The following is a 21,376-nucleotide window of genomic DNA, read 5'->3' on the forward strand; positions in this document are numbered from 1 at the left end:
GATCAACAATAATTTATGCTTAGATATGTCCATTGATTACGGATTTACAATCTATTACTATTTACTTGAAGAGGATTCCGACCCCTTAAGTAATTTTTATCGCCGTTTAGAGCGCAGCCTATCAATGCAGGCGACCCATACGATGAAAACAACTGAGCTCTATGAAAAAGAGCAGAAATTGTTGCGAGAGGCGGCAGAAACCGCATTCAGGAAGAAGGAAGCCGAACTTACGCCTGCGTACCGGCGGGAATATGAGTCATTATCGGCCGAAGATCCCGTAGCTCATGATTACGCCATGCGCATCTCCGGCTTGGAAGATCTGACCGGAAACCATGCGACCGAACAGCAGGTACTTCAGGAGCAGTTTGAGGAAATGAAAGATTATTTCAATAAAGCTGCACTGGTTAGCCTTTATGCATTGCTGGAAAATGAACTCAGAAAACTTTGTGAGTTACTGCAGGTAACCTATGGAAAACGTGTAGGTATCGAGCACCTGAATGACTCAAATTATTTAACTACCTGTTTTAATTATTTGGAACTGGTCATCGAGCTTCCGATCATTAAACTGAAGCAGGATTATGAAACAGGGCTCCATCAAATTCAGTCTTTAAGAAATAAAATCGTACATAATGGCGGTGAATTTTCAAAAAACGATCCCAAACTTCTGAATATAAAAAACATTGTTGCTCAGTCGGAAAAGCTGCTATCGTTAGAAAGTGAACGCGAAAGGTTCAAACTTCGAATGTATGATATTCATTATGTAAACCGGTTATATCCCATGATTGGGAATTTTTTCCAGGAGCTATTTTGGCTGATAGACTCCGCAAGTGATTATAGACTTTTAAGCAGCAGGCTAACAGGTATCTTTAAATTTATCAACAAAGATATTACCGCAACCGTCACCAAAGTGGTTCTCGGCAATAATATCGGCACGATCTCTTTTGATGTCAAATCCGTCTCCCCTGAAAACGCCCTCGCTTTTCAGGGAAAAATCAGCTACACCCGGGCAAAAGAAAATACAATAGAAATTACTAACCAGTTAACCGCAAACGAACAAATTTCACGCTGGACAAACCAGATTAAGGATAGACCTGAAATTCTCAGGCAACAGTTGTTTTCCGGTTTTGCGATGGGTAAAGAATACCTCGACATTAAAGTGATGTTATATTAGTGTAATAGTTTTTTTATCGGCAGAGTATCATCAACCTGAAACTCAGTAATCAATGAATGATTTAGTTACCCGTAAGCTCAAATGTGTTGATCTGTTGAAAACTATTAATTTATAACACCCGATTTAAATCGATATTTTTACAGATTGGAAAGTGATGGCTGTTTGATTACTCGATATGGGTCGTTCCATGAATTTTACCTTTTCAATTCAATGAAATCCTGGTTGATGTAGGAAAAATCGTATTAAATAATTCGTGCGTAACGTTTTTGCAATCACGAAATCTTATAAATACACCTTTTCAAAGCGTTGTTAAAATTGATAACCCGGATATTATTTATGTTCAGGATAATATATCCTTAATTTACAGTTATGGCTTTAGATCTTAATTTTATAAAATCCGAAATAGAGGACCAATATCTCCACGACGATAATCCCAGACCCTGGATTATCGGCTTTTCGGGCGGCAAGGATTCTACCATGTTATTGCAAATGGTCTGGGTTGCAGTAAGAAGGATACCTGCGGAACTGAGGACCCGCAAGATCTACGTGGTTTGTAACGATACTTTAGTTGAAAATCCCAAGATTGTACAATTTATCCACAAGACCCTGGAAAAAATTGGTCAGGCTGCAGCCGAGCAAGGACTGCCGATTTCCGTGCACCAAACTACTCCAAAGTTGGAGGATACCTTTTGGGTGAATTTATTAGGAAAGGGGTACCCCGCTCCGAATAATTCTTTCCGATGGTGCACGGACAGATTGAAAATCGAACCTACTACTGAATTTATCCGGAATAAGATCAGCGAAGTTGGGGAAGCTATCATATTATTGGGTACCCGGAGCGACGAAAGTTCCTCCAGAGCAAAAAATATTGAAAACAGCAAAATCCATATCGATAGCCAGCGCTTACGCAAGCACGTCCTGCCGAACGCTTTTGTTTTCGCCCCTATCAAGGATGTTTTAACAGAAGAAGTGTGGACATATCTACTTCAGGCGGATCCGCCATGGGGAGGCACCCATAAAAGCCTGGTCACCTTGTATAAAAATGCCTCAGGTGGCGATTGCCCTCTTGTTATTGACACGACCACCCCATCGTGCGGTCAAAGCAGGTTTGGCTGTTGGGTTTGCACGGTCGTTAAGCGTGATAAATCAATGGAGGCGCTGGTCGATAACGGAGACGATTGGATGGAACCCCTGGTAGATTTCCGGGACATGTTGGTAGATAAGCGAAATGACCGGAGTTGGCGCCAAACTTGGAGAAGAAATCAGCACGAAGAAGATGCCAATGAGGAAACCTGGGGACCTTATCTTCCTGAAAAAAGGGCCTATATGCTGGAGGAACTGCTGAAAGCACAGCGGGAAGTTCAAAAATCAGATTCCAATCTTGTTTTGATCAATTATCAGGAGTTGGTCGCTGTTCAAGTCACCTGGCATAGGGATTCCATATTTGAATATAATGTGGCAGAAATATATAACAGAGTTTACCAGACCGACATGAAAAAAGAGGATTTTTCGGATGGGCAGGTCTTTGAAAAAAATCTTTTAAAGGATATTTGCAGGGACGATGATGATTTCAAATTGATTGGCGAATTATTGGAAATACAAAAATCAAAAATTATTTTAGTTAATGGATATGGCATTCAAAGCGACCTGGAAAATCATTTGGAAAAGGACTTCAGAAAAAGAACGGCATGTTAGTTGAAAAGATAACACTTCATAATTTCCGCGTTTACCAGGGAAACCATACGGTTGTCATTTCTGCAAACCCGGAACAAAACGTAACCGTGATCTCTGGACAGAATGGTTTCGGTAAGACTACCCTGCTCACTTCACTGGTCTGGGGGCTTTATGGGAAGTTGATGGCCGATGTTGATGAACGGTATAGAAAAGATATATACGAAAACGGAGGTTACAAAAAATATGCGGCCAAGTTAATGAGCCGCCCTGCATTACAGAATGCGGAATTATCTTTCGGGCAGCTTCAACAACGGCTGATCGATTCTACTGATGTCATAGAACGTGAAAGACTAATCCGTGAACTTGACGAAGTTTATTCTTTCAGTATAACTATACAGTTTACAGACGTATTTATTCCGCATATTTCCTGCAACCAATTAATCATCAAAAGGACGTATAATATCCAGAAGGAAAATGAGCATATCGAGATACTAATCGACGGAAAGGCCAATGAGCTCACAAAGACTATGGGACCGGAGATATTTATTAACGATTTTCTGCTCCCTAAGGAAATAGCTAAATTTTTCTTTTTTGACGCTGAAAAGATTACAGCTTTAGCTGAAATCCATAATGCTGAGGAGAAACAATATTTCAGTAAGGCTTATAACGAAGTACTGGGAATCAAAAAATATGTCGATCTGAAGCAACATCTCGAAAATCTTCAGATCAGAATAAAGAAGCGATCAGCTCCAAAGGCTGAGCTGACTAAAATCGACACGTTACAAAAGAAACTGGCGGAAAATACAGCTTTGCTATCCATTTATCAGCAGGATCTAATTGGCAAGATTGAAAGCCTGAACTTAAAAAAAGCAGATTTTTCCCAGGTTCAGGAACAGTTGGTCAGAGTGGGCAGCGCACTAAGCAATGAAGAGCTTAAGGAATTCAAACAGATGCGTGGTCAATTAAGGGAAGAGATCGCGAAAAACAAAAGTCAGTTTGCCGATCTTTTAGAGTTGGCCCCATTTGCTATGATTGCAGGCAAGGTAATAAAGGTAGGTAATCAGCTTCAGGATGAAGAAGTTCAGCAGCATCTCGGCCTTGTAACAAAGCTTCTTCAGGACAAATATGAATTGCTGACGAAAGCATTTGCTTCACAACCGGGCAATGAGTATAAAAACACAGAGATTATATTGCAGGAAATTCTGTTGCCACGGCAGCAAAATCATCAAAAGGTATTATTGAACTTTACCGTTGAGCAGCAAAACCAATTTAACGCTGTTCTTGATAATTTAAGGAATGCGTATGGTAAAAATTTCAAGATTTTAGTCGCCAATTCTAAGCGACTTCGAAGTACTTATAATATTTTACAGAAGAAAGTAACAGATGCCGAAACCAAATCCAGTGATCCGGTCATCAAGGCATTAAAGGACAGATATGAAGCTACGCAGGAAGAAATCAACCACCTGGATGAAAAAATTGTCGATTTAAGAGTAAAAATAACCGTGCTTGAAAAGGAAACGGCAACTATTAACAGACAGTTGTCGGAACTTACTAAGTACATCAAGGTTGAGGCAGCTGACGCGCACAAAACTGAAACCGCCAATCGCTTACTTGGCCGTTTGACAGAGTTTATACACCAGCTTAAACAAAAGAAGAAAACCTCTTTAGAAAAAAGCATTAAGAGAGCACTTAACGCTTTAATGCATAAAAATGACTTTGTGAAACTGGTAACAGTAACAATTGACGGAGAGTTAATCGATATTGATCTTTATGACCAGCAGGATCGAAAAATTAATAAGGACAGTCTGTCAAAAGGTGAACAGCAACTATATGCTACAGCCCTATTAAAAGCTTTAGTTAGCGAATCAGACATTCAATTCCCCGTGTTTATTGATAGTCCGCTGCAAAAGTTTGACCGTGCACACGCCACAAACATTATCAGGGATTTTTATCCGGTTATTTCCAGCCAGGTCATATTGTTTCCTTTGTTGGAGAAGGAATTAAATGAAAGCGAGTACAGCCTTTTATTACCCAAGGTTGGGAAAGCATTTCTCATTAGTCAACTGGACTCGTATAGTTCTGCTTTCAAAGAGGTGAGTCCGGCGAATTTATTTCAAACATACTATCATACCTATGTCCCCCATGTTTAGCACGATCCGGACTTCAAAAGCAAATAAGGAATTGGTTACCCAATTGACCAATAAATTTAATCTTGGCGCCGAAAATGTTATTGCCAGACTGGCTTTTAGTTTTTCGTTGAGCACAGAACAGAAATTGAATTTAAGTCAGATTCAGGACTCAGGAGGGAAAGAATACAATAGCAAAGTTTTATTCGGCGATTATGCTGATATTTATATGGCCTTGTTGTGCGTGCATTATAACTTATATAAATCTGATAAGGATCTCCCTAAGTATGTAAAATTGCACATAGACAATGGCCTGGAACTCATCAGCAAGGAGATCGAAAACAAAGACTCTATTACTGGGGAGGACTTTATCATTAACCAAATAGAAAAGGGCTTATCCATCTTTGAAAAATAACAGCACGAATTTAAATCCCATGTCTTCCCTGAGACCGTATCAGCTCCAGGCGGCAAACAATTGGAAAGAAGCAGGATACAAGGGACTATTAGAAATGGCTACCGGAACTGGTAAAACGCTTACGGCATTGTCCTGCGCGCGCCTGTTGTTAGAAGAAAGGGGGAATCTGATCGTTATAATCCTGGTTCCTACATTGGATCTTGCAACTCAATGGGCGACCGAAACCAGGCAACTTTTGATGTCAAACGTTTTGCTTGCAAACAGCAAAAATAACAGCTGGTATAAAGAAGTATTGATGTCAATGCACAGTTTTCAGCCATCTTTTTCAATCATCACGACTTACGCAACGTTTCTGACCGGAAAATTTCAACATTTGGTAAAGATCATGCCTTCGGACACCTTAATCATAGCTGATGAGGTTCATAATTTTGGCACGCTCAAACATATCGCAGCTTATCCTTTAAACATTAGCTACCGGCTGGGCTTGTCGGCCACTCCGGAACGATATTTCGACGCTGAAGGCAGCAAAGCGCTATACGACTACTTTAACATAAAAGATCAACCGACTTTTAAATTCACTATGTCGGAAGCCATAGAAAATGGTTATTTGTGCGAATATTATTACTATCCTAAAATCGTATCATTGACCGACGAGGAATTGGCCGGCTACAAGGAGATTTCCAGGAAGCTGATGCGTTTTTTCAATTCATCGTCGCAAAGCCTGAAAGATAACAGCGCAGTGACTTCATTGTTACTCAAAAGGAAACGTATCATACATAACGCTTCCAATAAGCTCAAGGTGTTTCGGGAGATTATGACTGAGCTTGTTGAAAATCATACACCGCTGAAATATCTCCTGGTATACGTTCCAGAAGGTAATGATAAACAGGTGGATGAAGAAGATCAGCGGCTCATCGATACCTATTCAGCAGTCATCGCCCGGGAGTTCAGGTTAAACCAGCACCAATTTATAGGCGGGACTCTGAACCGGGATAAAATCCTCGGACAATTTGCGTCAGGCGCAATAGATGTACTAACTGCAATGAAGTGTTTGGATGAGGGAGTAGATGTCAGGAGGGCGGAAATTGCAATTTTTTGTTCCAGCACCGGCAACCCCAGGCAATTCATTCAACGCAGGGGCCGCATTTTGAGAACTCATCCCCAAAAAAAATTCGCTATTATTTTCGATATGGTGGTTGTTCCTGAAGTCACGAATCAATACTTTGAGGATACATTACTAATGGAAAAAAGTATATTGCAGAATGAATTGAAGCGTGTACATGAATTTGCCGGCTTAGCACTAAACCACTATCAGGCGCTTGACGCCATAGACGAAAAGGCAAAAGAATTTGATATTGACATTTTTTCTAAATTAACCTGATAGGATATGGAAGGAACAGAAAACAAACAAGTAAACAAAGAAGTGGAACGATTCCTTGCAGGTTTAAAAGCAAAGGAACCGGCCCAATACGATATCATCAAAACATTAATTGGAGAAATGTATAATGACCCGAAGCTGAACAACCCCGAGGCCACTAGTAAAACAATTGAAGACAAAATATACCGTCTGATTGATGATCAGGTGAAATACTTATAAATTGTTGCAAGCGTGATTATCAAGTCAATTGAAATAAATAATTTTTTGTCGTTCTACGGGAAACAGGAATTCAGTTTTGACCAGGGTGCAACTTTGATCATTGGCCAAAACAATACTGGGAAATCAAAGCTATTTGACGCTTATAATTGGGTCTTATATGACGAAGCCTTTAAAACTGAAGCTGAAAAATGGACCGCTACCAACGCTTGGCGTGAAGAGCTCGGGAACCGGTTGGCGAAACAGGAGTGTAAAGTTAACGGAAACGTTGAGATAGAGGTGTCACTGGAATTTGAAGATGAGGATTCCAATAATTTTTTTGTTACCCGCAGTTATAAAATAAAAAAAAATGCTGACGACGAATGGGGCTCGCCCGGAAACACCACGCTTTCGATTATTAAAAAACTCGCCGGTACAAACGACACCATACACCTTTTGGGGGAGGACGCTGTTCGTGAACTAAGCAGGTATTTTCCAAAAAACCTTTCCAGATATTTTCTATTCCAGGGTGAAAACATCAGCCAGCTTATGCAGCTGAACCAGCGAACTGATTTCACCAAGGCGATCGGTGAACTATCTGGTATTAAATATTTTGCAAAAGCCAAAATATATGCCCAACGTATTTATGACCGGGCTAAAGCTGCGTTTGAAGAAAAAGAAGATAGTAATTCATCTACCCAACAAGAGAAAATCGAGCTTACCAGGAAAATCGACCTTAAAAAGGAAGACATACAGGAGGTAACGGTGAAACTGGACAATGAAATAAGGGAAAGAGATAAAAAACAGGAACTGCTCGATGAAAAAGTAAATGAGTTGATTAAGTTCGAAGCCTGCGCAAATATATTGGAAGAAATTACCGCACAGGAAACAAAACGAGATGCCAGTATAAAATTGAGGAGGCAATATTTCGAATTTAACCGGGGTGATTTACTTTCACAATGGATTTATGGCAGCTCAGGCGAACACTTTCAGGCCTACTTGACACTTTATCGGATCAGTAAGGAGGAGAAAAAAATCCCTGAACCCATCAGGCAGGATTTTATCCGGGAAATGCTCGATGAAGGAATTTGTAAAGTGTGTGGAACATCCGCACCCGAGGGATCATTGTCCTATGAGCATATTTTAATGCATTTAAATGACCGTGCGCTCGATAAAGAGGTAGCCACAATAAATACTTTGAGCGACGCCGCTGATACCATGTCGGTAGCCATCGGGGCCATCGATAAACCGATCGGTTCTTTCAGAAAAGAATTGTCTGGATTTCAACAAGAAATAAATAAGGCAAAGGAGCTGATCGCTCAAAAAGAAGACGAACTGAGAATAGTCATTGAAACTATCGCGGATGAGCAGAATCAGCAAATCTCTAGAAATGATATAGAAAAGATTAATATAGCTCAGGTTAAAAGGGACAGAGACCAGTTCAGGAATGATCTGGAAAAGTCAAAAAATAAAATTGCTCAGTTTATTGGCAACCGGGAAATTTTGGAAGACAATCTTTCTGCGTTACAGGCAGAATATGAAAGTTTAATTGACAAATCATCCAATGAAGTGGAAAAAAAACGAATGAAGTTGTCCCTGCACATCAAAGAGCATATTGATAAGCTTCACGATAACTTTTTATTCGCACTCATCAATGATATAGAAAAGGAAACAAATAATTATTTTGTAAGCATGACCCGTACAAACCCGGCATTGTCCGGCAAAGTCAGGGTCAGTTATCAGGAGAAGGAAGTGTATCCGGTAGATGAACAGGGAACACGCCTTTCAAACATTAACCAGGCTAATAAGGTATCCCTTCAAATCGCGTTCGTAGCCGCTGTCTTATCAGTATCGAACAAAATATGGGAGCGTTATTTCCCTTTCGTTTCCGACGCCCCTATCTCTGCATTGGGAGGCAATAATAAGATCAGTGCCATCAAAACAATGATTGACATTTTCCGTCAGTCAATAATTATCCTGAAAGATGATGCCGATACGGCCAATAAAACGAGCGTAGAGAGTGACCAAGTGCGTGAATTGATAAAATATAACGACAAGATAAAAAACGCGTATGAATTAAGGATGCAGGGCACTGGAAGCATTTTGGAGCAACATACTGAAGTTATTAAAATTAAGTAATATTATGGAAAGCCAACCAATTGATGAAGGCACCCTTATAAACATAGAACTGGATTATTATACCCGTTTATTCAATAATCGACTTTGCCCCAGTCTAAAAGAAGGAGAAAAACGGGATAAAAAAGACTATCCGTTTTTACACATGTGGGAATTATTTGTATATGCAGCCATTCTTGGCTTCAATGACGGAAAAAGGAAAGCACTCGATAAACTTCATAAGCCATTCAGATGGGGTAACATTGGGAATGCACATCAAAAAAACCTGCTTATTCTCGCCGTTGCAAAAGCCAATTCTTTTGAGTCTCTTAAAGACAAGGAAGAATTAAAAAAAGCCATAGAGGAATATGCAAACCAGGGTCTTTCTATTATAGACCAGGAATTAAAAAATAATCCTTCGGCATATGCCGATCTGGAAAGTTTTACGCTCAAAGTATTAACCGATCTGCCCCCAGTCAGATCTTAAATATTTTGCAGGCCATATCTTTAAGAAGTGCTGACCTGTTTTGGCAGTCGGTCAACTCCCATGTATTATGGCTTGCAAGCCAGTCGTTATTAATGGAGAATGACGAACCTTCATAGATTGGAATTTTTGCTATGAAACGGTCATTATCGCCGGACTTGTTATCTTCATTTCCAAGCAAAGTCAGGTTACCTATCGTGTTTTTAAGCGGCTCTAATTGCCCGTTGACCACTGCTCCCTCCGCAGCATGCGGATAAATATGTTCAATTGTCATGTCATTAAAATCATGTACCTTTTCTTTATTGTTACTCGGAACACCAATTGCGCCATCCTTATACCATTTGTAAAAATATTCGATACATAGTAAGAAATACTTCAGTGGCTTGTTACTTTTCCCCGTCCTGTAATACCTTAAATCATCCAGTAAGCGTCTGAACATTTCGTCATTTGCCTGATCTTGAAGTGGTGAAAGTTTTTCGATTAATCTGGCCACGTTGTAGCTTGAAATATGTTCCCTCAAGTGCCTTGCCTCCTGGTTATAAAGCCTAATGAGGTCACCAGTGTAAAGTTTACAAACCACTACGTATCGAAAAACGAATCTTTCCAGTATCTGGACAATTTTATTAAATTCTCTGTGATCGAGTAACTGAGCAGCAAGCAGGAAAGGCAGGCATTCCGTATGGTTAAGACCGTTAATCAGCAGGTATAGTCGATTTCTGTCCCAATATTCTACTGGTCCTTTGTGTACGTAACACCATTGTCCTTCCATAATTTTACGAAGAACAGCTACATCGTTTTCCACCTTTTTCACCCTTAGCTGCACAGCGCCAGCGCTGACGTGATCAACTTCCTCAAGGAGATGTTCAGGCAGAAATTCTTTGAGCAATTCGAGATACAGGCTATTTGTGTTTAGCGCCTCCCCGGAATAAGAACTATAGATTGCACGAAGAAAGATAGCGGTTACTGCCGGCTTATCCGTTAAAATTTCGTCCCAAGACGCTTCCACCAAAAGTTGAACATTAGGATGCTCCTCAACCACCCGCAGACTTTCTGCTCTGAATAAATCCCCTTCAGTTAAATTCTTTCCGCGATTATTTAACACTTGAAATAACTTGAAAGCCGCCTTGGCATTGGATGTTTGCATCCTTAATATATAAAAGTCTTCCAATAAGACCTTTTCCATCGTTTTAAGGTTACCAATATGGTCACTGAGATTCGCGGATGTAGTCAATTCATTAGTTAATGCATATATTTTTCCGTACGCGTACTGAAGGCGTTCGTTAGATACATTTTCTGGGGCTAACGTGGGCTTCTCGAGTATGCCATTGAAATATGCCTTGTCATGTTTTGAAAGTTCCAGCACGTTTACTTTAGTAAGTACCGAGTTCACTTCAATTTGAAAATTGATAAATCTGATTTTTAGATCTTGTATTCTTTTGGTTAAGATCGTTTTCTCATTGTTTTTGCTGATATCCCCTTCAATGCGGAGAACCAAAGAATTGCAACACTGGATTATTGCAGATGCTAATAATATAAAAGTGGATATCCTTTGCTGGCCATCAACGATTTCAAATAATTTTTTGTCAGTACCTGTTAACGTATCTAAAATACACACGATCTGTCCAAAAAAATGACTTTCATTTTCGGTATTCATCTGCCGCTTCCGGAAGCACTTTTTAAGGTCGCGCAGAAAATCTTCGATTTCTGGTTGCTCCCAGGCGTAGCTACGTTGATATTTAGGAATTCTATATATTGGCGTGAGTTGAAAGAAATTACCTACGGAATCGTAAATTGCTTTGACTTCAATATCGTTGCTCATGATAAATCTAATAATTCTCTAACATCGACATTTAACCCTTTGGCTAACTCCACCAGTGTGGTGACATTACAATTTGCGTTTCCTGTTTCGAGCTTGCTAATTTTTGCACGATCAACATCGCATCGGTAAGAAACCTCATCTTGACTCAAGCCTTTTTCAAGCCTTATTTTATAAATACGGGTCCCGAGCTTTTTTAACAGTACCTTGTTTTTTTCCTTCATGTCAATGGGAAGGAAATTCACACAATTTTTCTATAATATTTGTGGCAGATCTACCACATTTATACATATATATTAAAAGATATTCTTTTGCCATTTCCTAGATATTAGGCTATGCCATACTAAATGATAAAATTACCGTCATCCAACCACGGGTTCAGTCCACCGCACATTCGGTATTAAAGACTGATCGGCAATCACCACCTGAGATTTTCGCCTGATCATTCCCCCCGCAGATACATGATGCCTTTTGCCGACATCCTCCATTGCTGCTCTGTCGTAGGCAGGCCCAAAGCCGTGGCTGTAGTCCGGCTATTTTAATCCGCATAATTTTTAGATTACTAAAGCGTCCTTACCGTTTCAACCGAAGAAAGTTATGACTTTGCTGTTCGCAAATGTTTTTATTTTACAGAAATACTATATTTGAGCTTCTGGCGCAGAGCGCCCGGTCATTAACTCATCGATTATGGAAAAATTAACAGAACTCAAAGCACTGGTGGAAACCGCCGAAAAGGAAGGTGCAGCCTTTTACGAAAAAAATAATAAAGCTGCCGGCACCCGTCTGCGTAACGCTTTACAGCAGATCAAAGTGATCGCTACAGACCTGCGTAAGGATGTAACCGAAAAGAAGAACGCCGAAAAATAACAGGAGACAGGGCCCGCGCTTGCGGGCCTGACTTTCGGAAAAATAATGCTTGCCCCCCTTAACCTGGTAATCGATAACTACCATATATCGTCTGTCGATGGTCGGCAGGCCGCCCATTTGGCCTCGCCGAAAATAACAACGTGAATACTTAGACAATATTCTTAATTTGGTGGTAACTAATAACCCCCATCATTACTTATGCCACATAAAGGGTTTTTCAGAAGTATTTTTTGTATAGATGATGATAAAACTGACCTTTTTATCGCAGAAAAATATCTCAAGGGCTTGTTGGTTAACCCCGAAGTAATGTTATTCATGAATGGAAAAAATGCTATCGACAAACTGATGGATCTCAGGCAAGCTGATCCGGGCGGCTTACCTGATTACATATTACTGGACCTTAATATGCCCGTGATGGACGGATGGGCTTTCCTTGACGAAATTTATCGTATGAGGATTGATCTTTGGTGCGATTCCGCCATATATATCCTTAGCTCATCAGTGGACGTAACGCATGTCGAAAGGGCGAAACGCTACCCGATTGTTAAAGGCTTTATTTCAAAACCGCTTAACCGCGAAAAGTTCCGGAGTACGTTTCTCAGCGCTTTACCTGATGTATGAACCGATCCTGAAAGTCCTTTGCCCGAAACCGTTACCATTTCTCCATTAAGCTTTATTCGCGCCGATCCAATCCTTTCCATATTTAATGATCTTAGCTTTTAAGAATAACTTCCAGATATTGTTTATCGTTATCATCGGACGGCTTTTTTTAATAGGAAGATCTAGAATACCCTCCGGCTGGCGACTTCATCAACACCATCCGTCTTCGCCCCGTATACGGCGCGCGAGCTGAAAACTATGATCCTTAAAATTACGGCCTGTGGTTAAAATCTTGTAGGCAAAAACGGACACTAAGCACCAGGCTTCACGGAATCAACACTCGTTTCAAGTCTGGCATCATATTTATGATCTATCGGTTGTCTACAAATTAATGAATATGAAAACCACGAGCAATAAGCCTTCAGTATTACTTAAAAAAACAGAGAAGGAACTAAAGAATATATTAGAAAATGACATCCGGAATATGCACCCCGTAAAAGATGCTGCGATCAGAAACGCATTCTTTCTACTACTCATAACCGCTTAATTTTGTCATATCTACAGCTAGGTAAGCGTTCCATGAACGCTTTTACTGTTTACATGCTAATTATGAAGCCGTTATCTTATGCTTTCTGCGCAAGGTAAATTTGTTGACATCGACAATTTTCAGATCAGGAATGCGGTTCATAAAACCTTAGCTCCTTTCCAGGGGCAAGCTAAAATAAAAAGTGGATCCTGCACCGGGTTCACTTTCCGCCCAAACCTTTCCGTCGTGGCGCTGGATAATCTCTGAGCTCAGGTACAACCCAATACCGAAACCCGAGATGTGTTTGGTATATTCCGTACCTACGCGATAATAACGGTCGAAGATTTTAGAGAGATCCTCAGGGTTAATTCCCATTCCTTCATCCTGAACGCTCAGTACAGCATGGTCATTCTCAACCAGGCAACGCACAGTAACCATGGTTTCCTTAGGTGAATATTTGACAGCGTTTGACAACAGGTTGGAGATAACTGCCCCGATCTTCTCCCAATCCGCTGAAACCGCAATCGCTGACTCGGGTTTAAAAACAAAAGTATGACCGCTTACAACCATACTTAGTTCATCGATTTGTTCCTCCACGAGATGAACCAGGTCAAATGATTCTTTGTGAATTTCCAGTTTACCTGATTCCAGTCGCGAAATATTCAGAAAGCCATTGATCAGGCTGGTCATTTTTTTGGTTTGCTGGTTGGCCTTATTAAGCGCATTGGCCACGAAAGGTTCTGCGTTATCCTTTAGCTTTTGCTGTAATACCTGAATAAGTGCCGTGAGGGAAGTTAACGGCGTCTTTAACTCATGGCTGGCCATACCGATGAAATCATTTTTACGCTGATCGTCTCTTTTCTGCTCAGAAATATCACGGGCGATCTTGGACACGCCTGTTACCCTTCCCTCCTTATCAAAAATAGGTGAAATCGTCAGTGATACATCAATGAGCCTACTATCACTCGTACGGCGAACCGTTTCGTAATGGTCTATCTTTTCCCCATTACGCAGCCGGGTCAACAGGCCATGTTCCTCGTGCCATAAATCTTCAGGAACAATTTTAAGCATAGATTGACCAACGATGTCCGTTTCTTTATAACCAAATATCTGCTCCGCACCACGGTTCCAGGCGGTTACTACTCCTTCCAGGTCTTTTCCGATAATGGCATCATCTGATGCCTCTACAATGGCCACCAACTTGGCGTTGCGTTCATCAGCCTGCCGCAATTCATCAACCATGTTTTGCAGTTGCTGCTGGCTTTCAGACAATTCCTCATTGGCTACCATTAACTCCTCATTAGTTGCCATCATTTCTTCATTGATAGCTGATAACTCCTCGTTCAGGGCCTGTGTCACTTCCTCGCTGGCCTGCAAAGCTTCAGTGCGTTCGGCTACCCGCTGCTCCAGGAGGTTGTTAGCCCGGGCAAGTTCATCCCTCGCTTCCACAACCTCCTCATTAATTGCCGTCAGTTCCTCGTTGGCTGCTGTAATCTCCTCGTTGGCCGCGGTCAACTCTTCATTTAATGACTGGGTCTCCTCCTCGCTCGCTTCCAGTTCGCGGCGGAGCCTGTCCTTTTCACGGATATCGCGGGTAACTTTCCGGTAAGAGAACAGGGAGATAAAAACTGCTGTCAAGATGGCAATAAGGATGAAAGCGGGTACCAGCCGGGTATAACGATTCCATTTGGCAATTCTTTCGCGAAGGAGAATTTGTTCGTCATATTCGGCCCTAGCAATAGCTTTTCTGAAACCATCCATCGCAGATTTACCCGCATTAAGATCAACGCCGCTGACCGGAAGATGTCGTTGTTTTTTGTTGACCAGTAGCTGCAATATATCCAGCTTGAGATGAAGAATATCCCGGATGGCAGCGATGTTGGTCTGTTGCCCGGCATTATCTGCTGTCAGTTTTTGCAGCTCCGCTCCTAAATCTTGCGCCTCTTTGTATGCGCCGTTGTAAGGTTCCAGATAGCTGTCCTGACCGGAAAGCAAATATCCGCGCTGACCGGTTTCTGCATCTTTCATCACCGAGAGCAGCTTTTCCAGCTTTTGCATCACCTCGCCACTGTGTGCGACGGCGCGGTTACTATTTATTAACGTTTTATAGGTCAGCCAACTTACGGTGCCGACTATTAAAAGGATTATGATGGAAAAGCCATACCCCAGTCTCAGATTACGGTTAAGCTTATTTGTCATGATAGGTAGCAAATTGAATCGCTAAGATAAAGGTTTGGATTTGTTTAAAACATCATTATAAATTTGATATACATGCTTAATAACGCTGGATAATTGCTAGGTTCAAAAAATCCAGTAAGCGGAATATCCTGGTGCGGCATGATCATCCGAAGCCAAAACCAATTGCATTATCGAGCAGTATATTTGAAGATCAAAAATTTCAATTAATGAATTGCCCGGTCATCTAAAAATGTTCCGGTAACGACGAGTGGTAGTTTTCAATGTCGTCCGGAAATTCATAACGCAGAACAATTACGATTATAATCAAGTTTCATAGGGATATCAAATCTATCTTACAGGGTATAAAAATGACATATTCATCTAAAATTAATTATTGCCTGTTATTACTGATTAAACGAACCGCAAATTTGTTCTCACGCGGTATCATCTTGGCGATAACGGCCGGTCAATTGCATCACTGATGAATACCAATAAAACTACCGGTAATACAGATGCCCGCGAAATAAATATTTCTATCATAAGCTCACGGGCAGCAATAAAAGCGCCGGTTTTATCGGTTATATGGAAGGCAAAAAACAAAAACCCCGAAAAACTCCGGGGCTTAACATGCTGGCAGTCATCCCTAACTCGCACTCCAACATATTGAGGCAAAGTTAGTTATTTTAGATATACGTTATGTAACATCATGGTTAGACTTGTAAATCGTAGCGTGTAGAAACTATTTTTTGCCGGTTGCATCAGAATCTAAATCATAGTTTTAGCCTCCTATAACTTATGATATATATTTATAATATGATATATATAGTTTAAAAATAGAATTAGCCAAAGGAACCAAGTTTTGTGGCAAGCTGCAATTTGAAAGATATCATAGTGACTAAAGAATAAAGGCATTCAAAACCGGGAAAACTCCAGGTTTTTGCACCATTTCGATCGTTAAATAAAAAAACAGACAGGAGCCCATATCGGAAATCATCCACAGGAAAACATCAAAATGTGGGTAAGCTGACAACAGACGAGCAACTTATCTATAACGAAACAGGTATTTCGATGGCAAATATCAAACGATTCCAGACGCAAAGACTCGTAAAAAATACATAATCGGTACGTTTTAATGAAAATTCCTTCCTTTATGGATCGCGGTTTCCGCGGATCCTCCCGACCGCCCGTCATAATTGACAGGTTTGGTGGTCTCATCCCCACGCATCAGAGTTTGCGGTAAAGCCCCGCCATTGCTTTCGGTTAAAGCATTGAGCAATGCCGTCAGGTTAAAACACCTTCGAACCACCACATGCGTGACACCGTTGGCGACCTGCAGTTTACCTTCGACCATCAGCAGTTTGGACTGCACGATCTCTTTGCGGTAGGTATCGAATAACTGCTGCCAGACCACGAGATTGGCTGAGCCCGTTTCATCTTCCAGCGTCATAAACAGCACCCCTTTAGCCGTACCCGGCCGCTGCCGTACCGTGATCAGTCCGGCCAGGCGCACCCGGTCGCCATCCTGATAACGCCCCAGCTCGATCACCCTCACATTGCGTAAAGCCGAGAGCCGGGAACGGATCAGCTGTACCGGGTGGTCCTTTAGCGAAAGCCCGGTCGAAATATAATCCTGAACCACGTGCTCTCCCCGGGTCATCAGCGGCAGCGGCACCGCATCCTCCAATACCGTTTCAGACACCCGCCCATCAAATAAACCGATAGGGCGGTCCGCCAGCGCGGAAACTTCCCAGAGCGCCATCCGGCGGTCTGCCCCCAAGGATCGGAAGGCATCGGCATCGGCCAGCTTCTCCAGCGCCGCTTCCGGTACGCCTGCTGACCGCAGTTGGTCGATGTGCCGGTAGCCCTCCTCCCGCATGGCCACCAATACCGCCATATCCTCCTCCCGCAATCCTTTTACCTGGCGAAAACCCAAACGCACCGCCCGGTATTTCCCCTCTTTGTGCTCCAGCGTATTATCCCATTCCGAAAAATTTACGTCCACCGGCAACACCTGTACCTGGTGCCGCTGCGCATCCTGAACGATCTGCGCAGGCTGGTAAAATCCCATCGGCTGACTGTTCAGTAAAGCCGCGCAGAACGCATCCGGGTAATGAAACTTCAGCCAGCAGGAAATGTAGACCAGCAAAGCAAAAGAGGCAGCATGGCTTTCGGGAAAGCCATAACCCTCAAAGCCCTGCAGCTGCTTGAAGATCCGGACCGCGAAATCCTCCTCATAGCCCCGGGCGACCATGCCCTCCACCAGCTTCCGTTCGTAGATATGCAGCTTGCCGTTGGCCTTGAAGGAAGCCATGCTCCGCCGTAACTGGTCAGCCTCGGCAGGCGTAAAACCCGCGGCGACAATGGCGATCTCCATCGCCTGTTCCTGGAACAGGGGCACGCCCAGCGTCCGCCCCAGGATCTCCTCCAGTTCCCTGGAGGGATAAGTTACCGGCTCCTCCCCGTTGCGGCGACGCAGGTAAGGATGCACCATGTCGCCTTGTATCGGTCCGGGCCGTACAATGGCTACCTCGATCACCAGGTCATAGAATTTCCGGGGTTTAAGGCGCGGCAGCATGGACATTTGTGCCCGGCTCTCGATCTGGAAAACACCGATGGTATCTGCCCTGCAGATCATATCGTATACGAGGGGATCATCCTGGGGCACATTGGCCAGCGTCAGTTTGCGTCCTTCATGTTTCCATACCAGCTCAAACGCCTTGCGGATCATCGTCAGCATACCCAGCCCCAGCACATCGATCTTCAGGATACCCAGATCTTCCAGGTCATCCTTGTTCCATTCCACCTGTGTGCGGTCGGCCATGCGCGCGTTCAGCACCGGGCAAAAGTGAGACAGCTTACCTTCCGTGATCACAAAACCGCCAGTATGCTGCCCGAGTTGCCTCGGAAAGCCGATCAGCTGACAGGTCAGTTCCAGTACCTTGCGGATCAGCGGATCGTGCGGGTTCAGGCCCTGGTCGCGCAGGCGTTGCTCATCAAAACCCTCCTCGTAAAAATCCCAGATCGTGGCACCGATACGTTTGATCGTATCTTCCGATAGCCCCATGGCCTTACCCACGTCACGGATAGCGCCCTTGTGCCGCTCCTGGGTGACCGTGGCCACGATCGCCGCCCGGTCGCGGCCATAGTCCCGGTAGATGAACTGGATGATCTCTTCCCGGCGCTCATGCTCATAATCCACGTCGATATCCGGCCATTCATCACGCGCCTCAGACATGAATCGGGAGAACAGCAGGCGAAACTTCGAGGGATCAATAGCCGTAATACCCAGGCAAAAACAGATCGTGGAGTTTGCCGCCGAACCACGACCCTGGTGCAGGATCTCCCAGTCTTCAGCCTGCTGCGTGATCTTATATACTCGCAGAAAATACCAGGCCAGCCGTCGCCTTTCGACAAAGGCGAGCTCAAATTCGATCTGGCGGCGATGCTTTTCCGGGATCGGGTCGCCAAAACACGCTTTCGCCCGTTCCCAGGTCAGCTTCTCCAGCCGCTGCTGACGCGTCAGCCCATCCACTAATACCTCTTCGGGTTCCAGGTATTTTAGTTCATCGAGTGAGAAATGACAACTATCTGCGATGTACTGCGCATTGACGAGGGCTTCCGGATAGGCCCGGAACAGCCGGTATAACTCATCAACCGGTTTTAAAAAACGTTCTGCGTTGGGGTGCAGCTGGTAACCTGCGGTGTGGATCGTACATTTCTCGCGCGTGCAGGTAAGCACATCCTGCAACTCCCGCCTTTCAGGAACGTGGTACCAGGCATCCCCGGTAGCTACCATCGGCACGGCCGTTTCCGCCAGGCGGTACAGACGCTTGGCATCCTCACCCATGTAATTGAACGAAGCAGCCAGGTATAAGGAACTTCCGAAATGCCTGCGGTATTCCGCCAGATCGCGAAGAAAACCCGCATCCAGCTCAAACCTGCCGTCCAGCCGGTCAGGGGGAACTGCCACAAATAGGATATCCGCGCTATGCTCATAAACATCCGCTTTATAAAGTTCACATTTACCTTTTTCGGTGCGCAGGTTACCCCGGGTAAGCAAAGCGGACAGGCGCGCATAAGCATACAGATCCCGGGGATAAGCCAGCAAGCTGCTGCCGTCCACCAGGTCCAGCCGGCAGGCCGGGATAAACCGGATGCCCGTACCTTTAGCCGCCATGTGTGCCCGCACAATACCTGCCAGCGAATTACGGTCAGTGATCGCGAGGGCGGAATAACCCAGCGCGGCGGCCTGCTCTACCAGTTCATGGGGATGAGAGCCGCCACGCAGGAAACTAAAATTCGAGGTGATCTGTAGTTCGGCGTAATTCATCATCAGGAGAAATAACCATGTAAATACCATCGCGCATCGCCGCCGTCATAATGACCCGAGCGAAAGACCCAGTAACGGCAGCCCTCTCTGTCTTCCAGCGTATAATAATCCCGGTGTTCCCCGCTGTCCTGCCACCATTCCCGGCCGATGCGCTCCGGGCCATCGGCTTTGGCAACAGGGTGCCGGCGGCCCTTATGGACAAACATCCGCGGCGGATGATCCGGTATCAGGGCCATGACCTCGATCACTTCAGGTACGGGCAATAAACGAATGGGTCTCGGCTGTTCAGGCCAGGCCGCGTCCGGCTGTTCCGCTAAAGAAGCGGCCAGGCGAACCGAGCGTTCCGGCCAGTGATTTTCCGATGGCAGGAAACGCTGAATCACGTCAGCTCCTACCCTGCCCGCTATCCGGTCCAGGAGCTCTGCAAGCGCAGTATTGCCCAGGCCGCGGGCACTGGCCCAGAGTTGTTCCTGGACTGTTTCCATAGCTTCCACCCGGATAGCTTCCAGCACAAACAGCTCTATACCTAAAGCTGGTTCGATCTTATCAATCTGTAATTGAAATAACCTGAGCAGGTGTGAAACGCTGTGCGAGCCTTTGGTCGTCGTGATGCCTGCCTGCACCTTACGGCCGTCAATACGATGGCACTTGAGCACCGCCTTACGTATACCTTGTCCTTCGGTTTGCAGGCGCAGGCAAAGCGCTTCCAGTAATCTTTCGATAGCGATCTCCATACCCGGGCGGGTTCGGATCGGCTCCAGCGAAGGCAGGCGTTCCGTATAAGGCAGCGGCGGCAACAGTTGTTCCCGATGTTCTTCCTTTCGCCCTAGTGCCTGGTCTATCCGCAGGAGCAGTTGTTGTCCAAACCGGCGCCGCAAGGCCTGCGGAGCGATCTGCAGCAGGGGCCGGATCACCCGGAAACCCAGCTTGTGCAGCAGGTCCAGCGTTTCAGGTTCCAGCCTCAAAGCGGCCGGCGGCAAGTCCGCGATAGCCGCCGACTGTCCCTCTGGGGGGATGATGGGGCCTTTTGGTGCAAATCGTGCTACACCCCAGGCCGTGCCGGCAGTATCCGCGATTGCCGCGCGGGTATCAAAACCTGCCGACCGCAAGCGCTGCACGATCGTTTTCAGATATTCCCGTTCACCACCCCATAAATGCGCGCAACCCGAGATATCCAGTATTAAACCGTCCGGCAGGTCAACGGAAACAAGCGGCGTATAACACATACAGCCCAGGCCGATCAGGCGCAGCAATTTAGCCGCCTGTCCCGGTAGCTCATCCAGCACCACCAATTCAGCCACCGCCGCGCGGGCATCGGCTACAGCCATGCCTGCGGATGCACCTTGGCTTTCGGCCAAAGCACTGGCGGCTATGATGACCTGCTTGTTCCTGACGACTGCAGCCAAAACAAAGGGCAGGTCTTTCAGTTCAGGCCGCCGCCGCGCCAGCCCATCCGTCAGCAGGTGCCGGAACCATATCGACATCAAACGCCGCTGCATCA

Annotated in this window: 15 protein-coding genes; 10 read left to right on the forward strand and 5 right to left on the reverse strand. The window is 44.5% G+C overall.

The annotated features are described in order from the left end of the window. Nucleotides 1-25 precede the first annotated feature (25 nt). The 8 genes from QWZ01_RS11090 to QWZ01_RS11125 all read left to right on the forward strand — a co-directional run bounded on the left by QWZ01_RS11090 (nucleotide 26) and on the right by QWZ01_RS11125 (nucleotide 9,561). The gene (locus tag QWZ01_RS11090; RefSeq protein ID WP_290323389.1) at nucleotides 26-1,171 is read left to right on the forward strand and encodes a hypothetical protein; all 1,146 of its coding nucleotides are present in this window, start codon (nucleotides 26-28) and stop codon (nucleotides 1,169-1,171) included. A 369-nt stretch (nucleotides 1,172-1,540) separates the two neighbouring features. Then, nucleotides 1,541-2,866, forward strand: coding sequence for a DNA phosphorothioation system sulfurtransferase DndC (gene dndC, locus QWZ01_RS11095; RefSeq protein WP_290323390.1), 1,326 nt, complete (start codon nucleotides 1,541-1,543; stop codon nucleotides 2,864-2,866). Further along, nucleotides 2,860-4,995 (forward strand): AAA family ATPase, encoded by a 2,136-nt coding sequence (locus tag QWZ01_RS11100; protein WP_290323391.1) that lies wholly within the window; start codon nucleotides 2,860-2,862, stop codon nucleotides 4,993-4,995. Before dndC ends, QWZ01_RS11100 begins: the two co-directional genes overlap by 7 nt. Next, complete coding sequence (locus tag QWZ01_RS11105; protein WP_290323392.1) at nucleotides 4,988-5,386, forward strand: DndE family protein; 399 nt, start codon at nucleotides 4,988-4,990, stop codon at nucleotides 5,384-5,386. The genes QWZ01_RS11100 and QWZ01_RS11105 overlap by 8 nt, the downstream gene beginning before the upstream one ends. Nucleotides 5,387-5,405: 19 nt before the next feature. Continuing rightward, the gene (locus tag QWZ01_RS11110) at nucleotides 5,406-6,767 is read left to right on the forward strand and encodes a DEAD/DEAH box helicase family protein (protein WP_290323393.1); all 1,362 of its coding nucleotides are present in this window, start codon (nucleotides 5,406-5,408) and stop codon (nucleotides 6,765-6,767) included. A gap of 6 nt (nucleotides 6,768-6,773) precedes the next feature. Next, nucleotides 6,774-6,983, forward strand: a complete 210-nt coding sequence (locus QWZ01_RS11115; RefSeq protein ID WP_290323394.1) for a hypothetical protein — start codon at nucleotides 6,774-6,776, stop codon at nucleotides 6,981-6,983. A 12-nt stretch (nucleotides 6,984-6,995) separates the two neighbouring features. Beyond that, nucleotides 6,996-9,098, forward strand: a complete 2,103-nt coding sequence (locus QWZ01_RS11120; protein ID WP_290323395.1) for an AAA family ATPase — start codon at nucleotides 6,996-6,998, stop codon at nucleotides 9,096-9,098. Between the two features lie 4 nt (nucleotides 9,099-9,102). Next, a complete protein-coding gene (locus QWZ01_RS11125; protein ID WP_290323396.1) occupies nucleotides 9,103-9,561 on the forward strand; it encodes a DNA phosphorothioation-associated 4-like protein in 459 nt (152 codons plus the stop codon). Here the strand turns inward: QWZ01_RS11125 and QWZ01_RS11130 are convergent. Together QWZ01_RS11130 and QWZ01_RS11135 are read right to left on the reverse strand one after the other, a co-directional pair. Beyond that, nucleotides 9,551-11,377, reverse strand: a complete 1,827-nt coding sequence (locus QWZ01_RS11130) for a DUF262 domain-containing protein (RefSeq protein WP_290323397.1) — start codon at nucleotides 11,375-11,377, stop codon at nucleotides 9,551-9,553. The genes QWZ01_RS11125 and QWZ01_RS11130 overlap by 11 nt on opposite strands. Next, entirely contained in the window at nucleotides 11,374-11,598 is a 225-nt protein-coding gene (locus QWZ01_RS11135) for a helix-turn-helix domain-containing protein (RefSeq protein ID WP_290323398.1), read from the reverse strand. Before QWZ01_RS11135 ends, QWZ01_RS11130 begins: the two co-directional genes overlap by 4 nt. 463 nt (nucleotides 11,599-12,061) lie before the next feature. Between QWZ01_RS11135 and QWZ01_RS11140 the strand changes: the two genes are divergently transcribed. Next, entirely contained in the window at nucleotides 12,062-12,241 is a 180-nt protein-coding gene (locus tag QWZ01_RS11140; RefSeq protein WP_290323399.1) for a BF3379 family histone-like protein, read from the forward strand. A 198-nt stretch (nucleotides 12,242-12,439) separates the two neighbouring features. Then, nucleotides 12,440-12,862, forward strand: a complete 423-nt coding sequence (locus QWZ01_RS11145; protein WP_290323400.1) for a response regulator — start codon at nucleotides 12,440-12,442, stop codon at nucleotides 12,860-12,862. A gap of 673 nt (nucleotides 12,863-13,535) precedes the next feature. Here QWZ01_RS11145 and QWZ01_RS11150 read toward each other — a convergent pair. From QWZ01_RS11150 to QWZ01_RS11160, 3 genes are all read right to left on the reverse strand, one after another. Beyond that, nucleotides 13,536-15,566 carry a sensor histidine kinase gene (locus QWZ01_RS11150; protein ID WP_290323401.1) on the reverse strand — a complete coding sequence of 677 codons (2,031 nt, stop codon included), beginning with the start codon at nucleotides 15,564-15,566 and terminating at the stop codon, nucleotides 13,536-13,538. Nucleotides 15,567-16,674: 1,108 nt separating this feature from the next. Continuing rightward, nucleotides 16,675-19,878 (reverse strand): error-prone DNA polymerase, encoded by a 3,204-nt coding sequence (locus tag QWZ01_RS11155; RefSeq protein WP_353959396.1) that lies wholly within the window; start codon nucleotides 19,876-19,878, stop codon nucleotides 16,675-16,677. Further along, on the reverse strand, nucleotides 19,878-21,359 hold the full coding sequence (locus QWZ01_RS11160) for a Y-family DNA polymerase (protein WP_290323402.1): 1,482 nt from the start codon (nucleotides 21,357-21,359) through the stop codon (nucleotides 19,878-19,880). Before QWZ01_RS11160 ends, QWZ01_RS11155 begins: the two co-directional genes overlap by 1 nt. Nucleotides 21,360-21,376: the final 17 nt, after the last annotated feature.

This window comes from Mucilaginibacter aquaedulcis, assembly GCF_030409325.1.
Classification (GTDB): Bacteria; Bacteroidota; Bacteroidia; order Sphingobacteriales; family Sphingobacteriaceae; genus Mucilaginibacter; species Mucilaginibacter aquaedulcis.

Excerpts from the sequence above, each read along its gene's own strand:
- QWZ01_RS11090 (WP_290323389.1), top strand. The coding sequence starts at position 26 with ATGTCCATTGATTACGGATTTACAATCTATTACTATTTACTTGAAGAG.
- dndC (WP_290323390.1), top strand. The coding sequence starts at position 1,541 with ATGGCTTTAGATCTTAATTTTATAAAATCCGAAATAGAGGACCAATAT.
- QWZ01_RS11100 (WP_290323391.1), top strand. The coding sequence starts at position 2,860 with ATGTTAGTTGAAAAGATAACACTTCATAATTTCCGCGTTTACCAGGGA.
- QWZ01_RS11105 (WP_290323392.1), top strand. The coding sequence starts at position 4,988 with ATGTTTAGCACGATCCGGACTTCAAAAGCAAATAAGGAATTGGTTACC.
- QWZ01_RS11110 (WP_290323393.1), top strand. The coding sequence starts at position 5,406 with ATGTCTTCCCTGAGACCGTATCAGCTCCAGGCGGCAAACAATTGGAAA.
- QWZ01_RS11115 (WP_290323394.1), top strand. The coding sequence starts at position 6,774 with ATGGAAGGAACAGAAAACAAACAAGTAAACAAAGAAGTGGAACGATTC.
- QWZ01_RS11125 (WP_290323396.1), top strand. The coding sequence starts at position 9,103 with ATGGAAAGCCAACCAATTGATGAAGGCACCCTTATAAACATAGAACTG.
- QWZ01_RS11130 (WP_290323397.1), bottom strand. The coding sequence starts at position 11,377 with ATGAGCAACGATATTGAAGTCAAAGCAATTTACGATTCCGTAGGTAAT.
- QWZ01_RS11135 (WP_290323398.1), bottom strand. The coding sequence starts at position 11,598 with ATGAAGGAAAAAAACAAGGTACTGTTAAAAAAGCTCGGGACCCGTATT.
- QWZ01_RS11140 (WP_290323399.1), top strand. The coding sequence starts at position 12,062 with ATGGAAAAATTAACAGAACTCAAAGCACTGGTGGAAACCGCCGAAAAG.
- QWZ01_RS11145 (WP_290323400.1), top strand. The coding sequence starts at position 12,440 with ATGCCACATAAAGGGTTTTTCAGAAGTATTTTTTGTATAGATGATGAT.
- QWZ01_RS11150 (WP_290323401.1), bottom strand. The coding sequence starts at position 15,566 with ATGACAAATAAGCTTAACCGTAATCTGAGACTGGGGTATGGCTTTTCC.
- QWZ01_RS11155 (WP_353959396.1), bottom strand. The coding sequence starts at position 19,878 with ATGATGAATTACGCCGAACTACAGATCACCTCGAATTTTAGTTTCCTG.
- QWZ01_RS11160 (WP_290323402.1), bottom strand. The coding sequence starts at position 21,359 with ATGTCGATATGGTTCCGGCACCTGCTGACGGATGGGCTGGCGCGGCGG.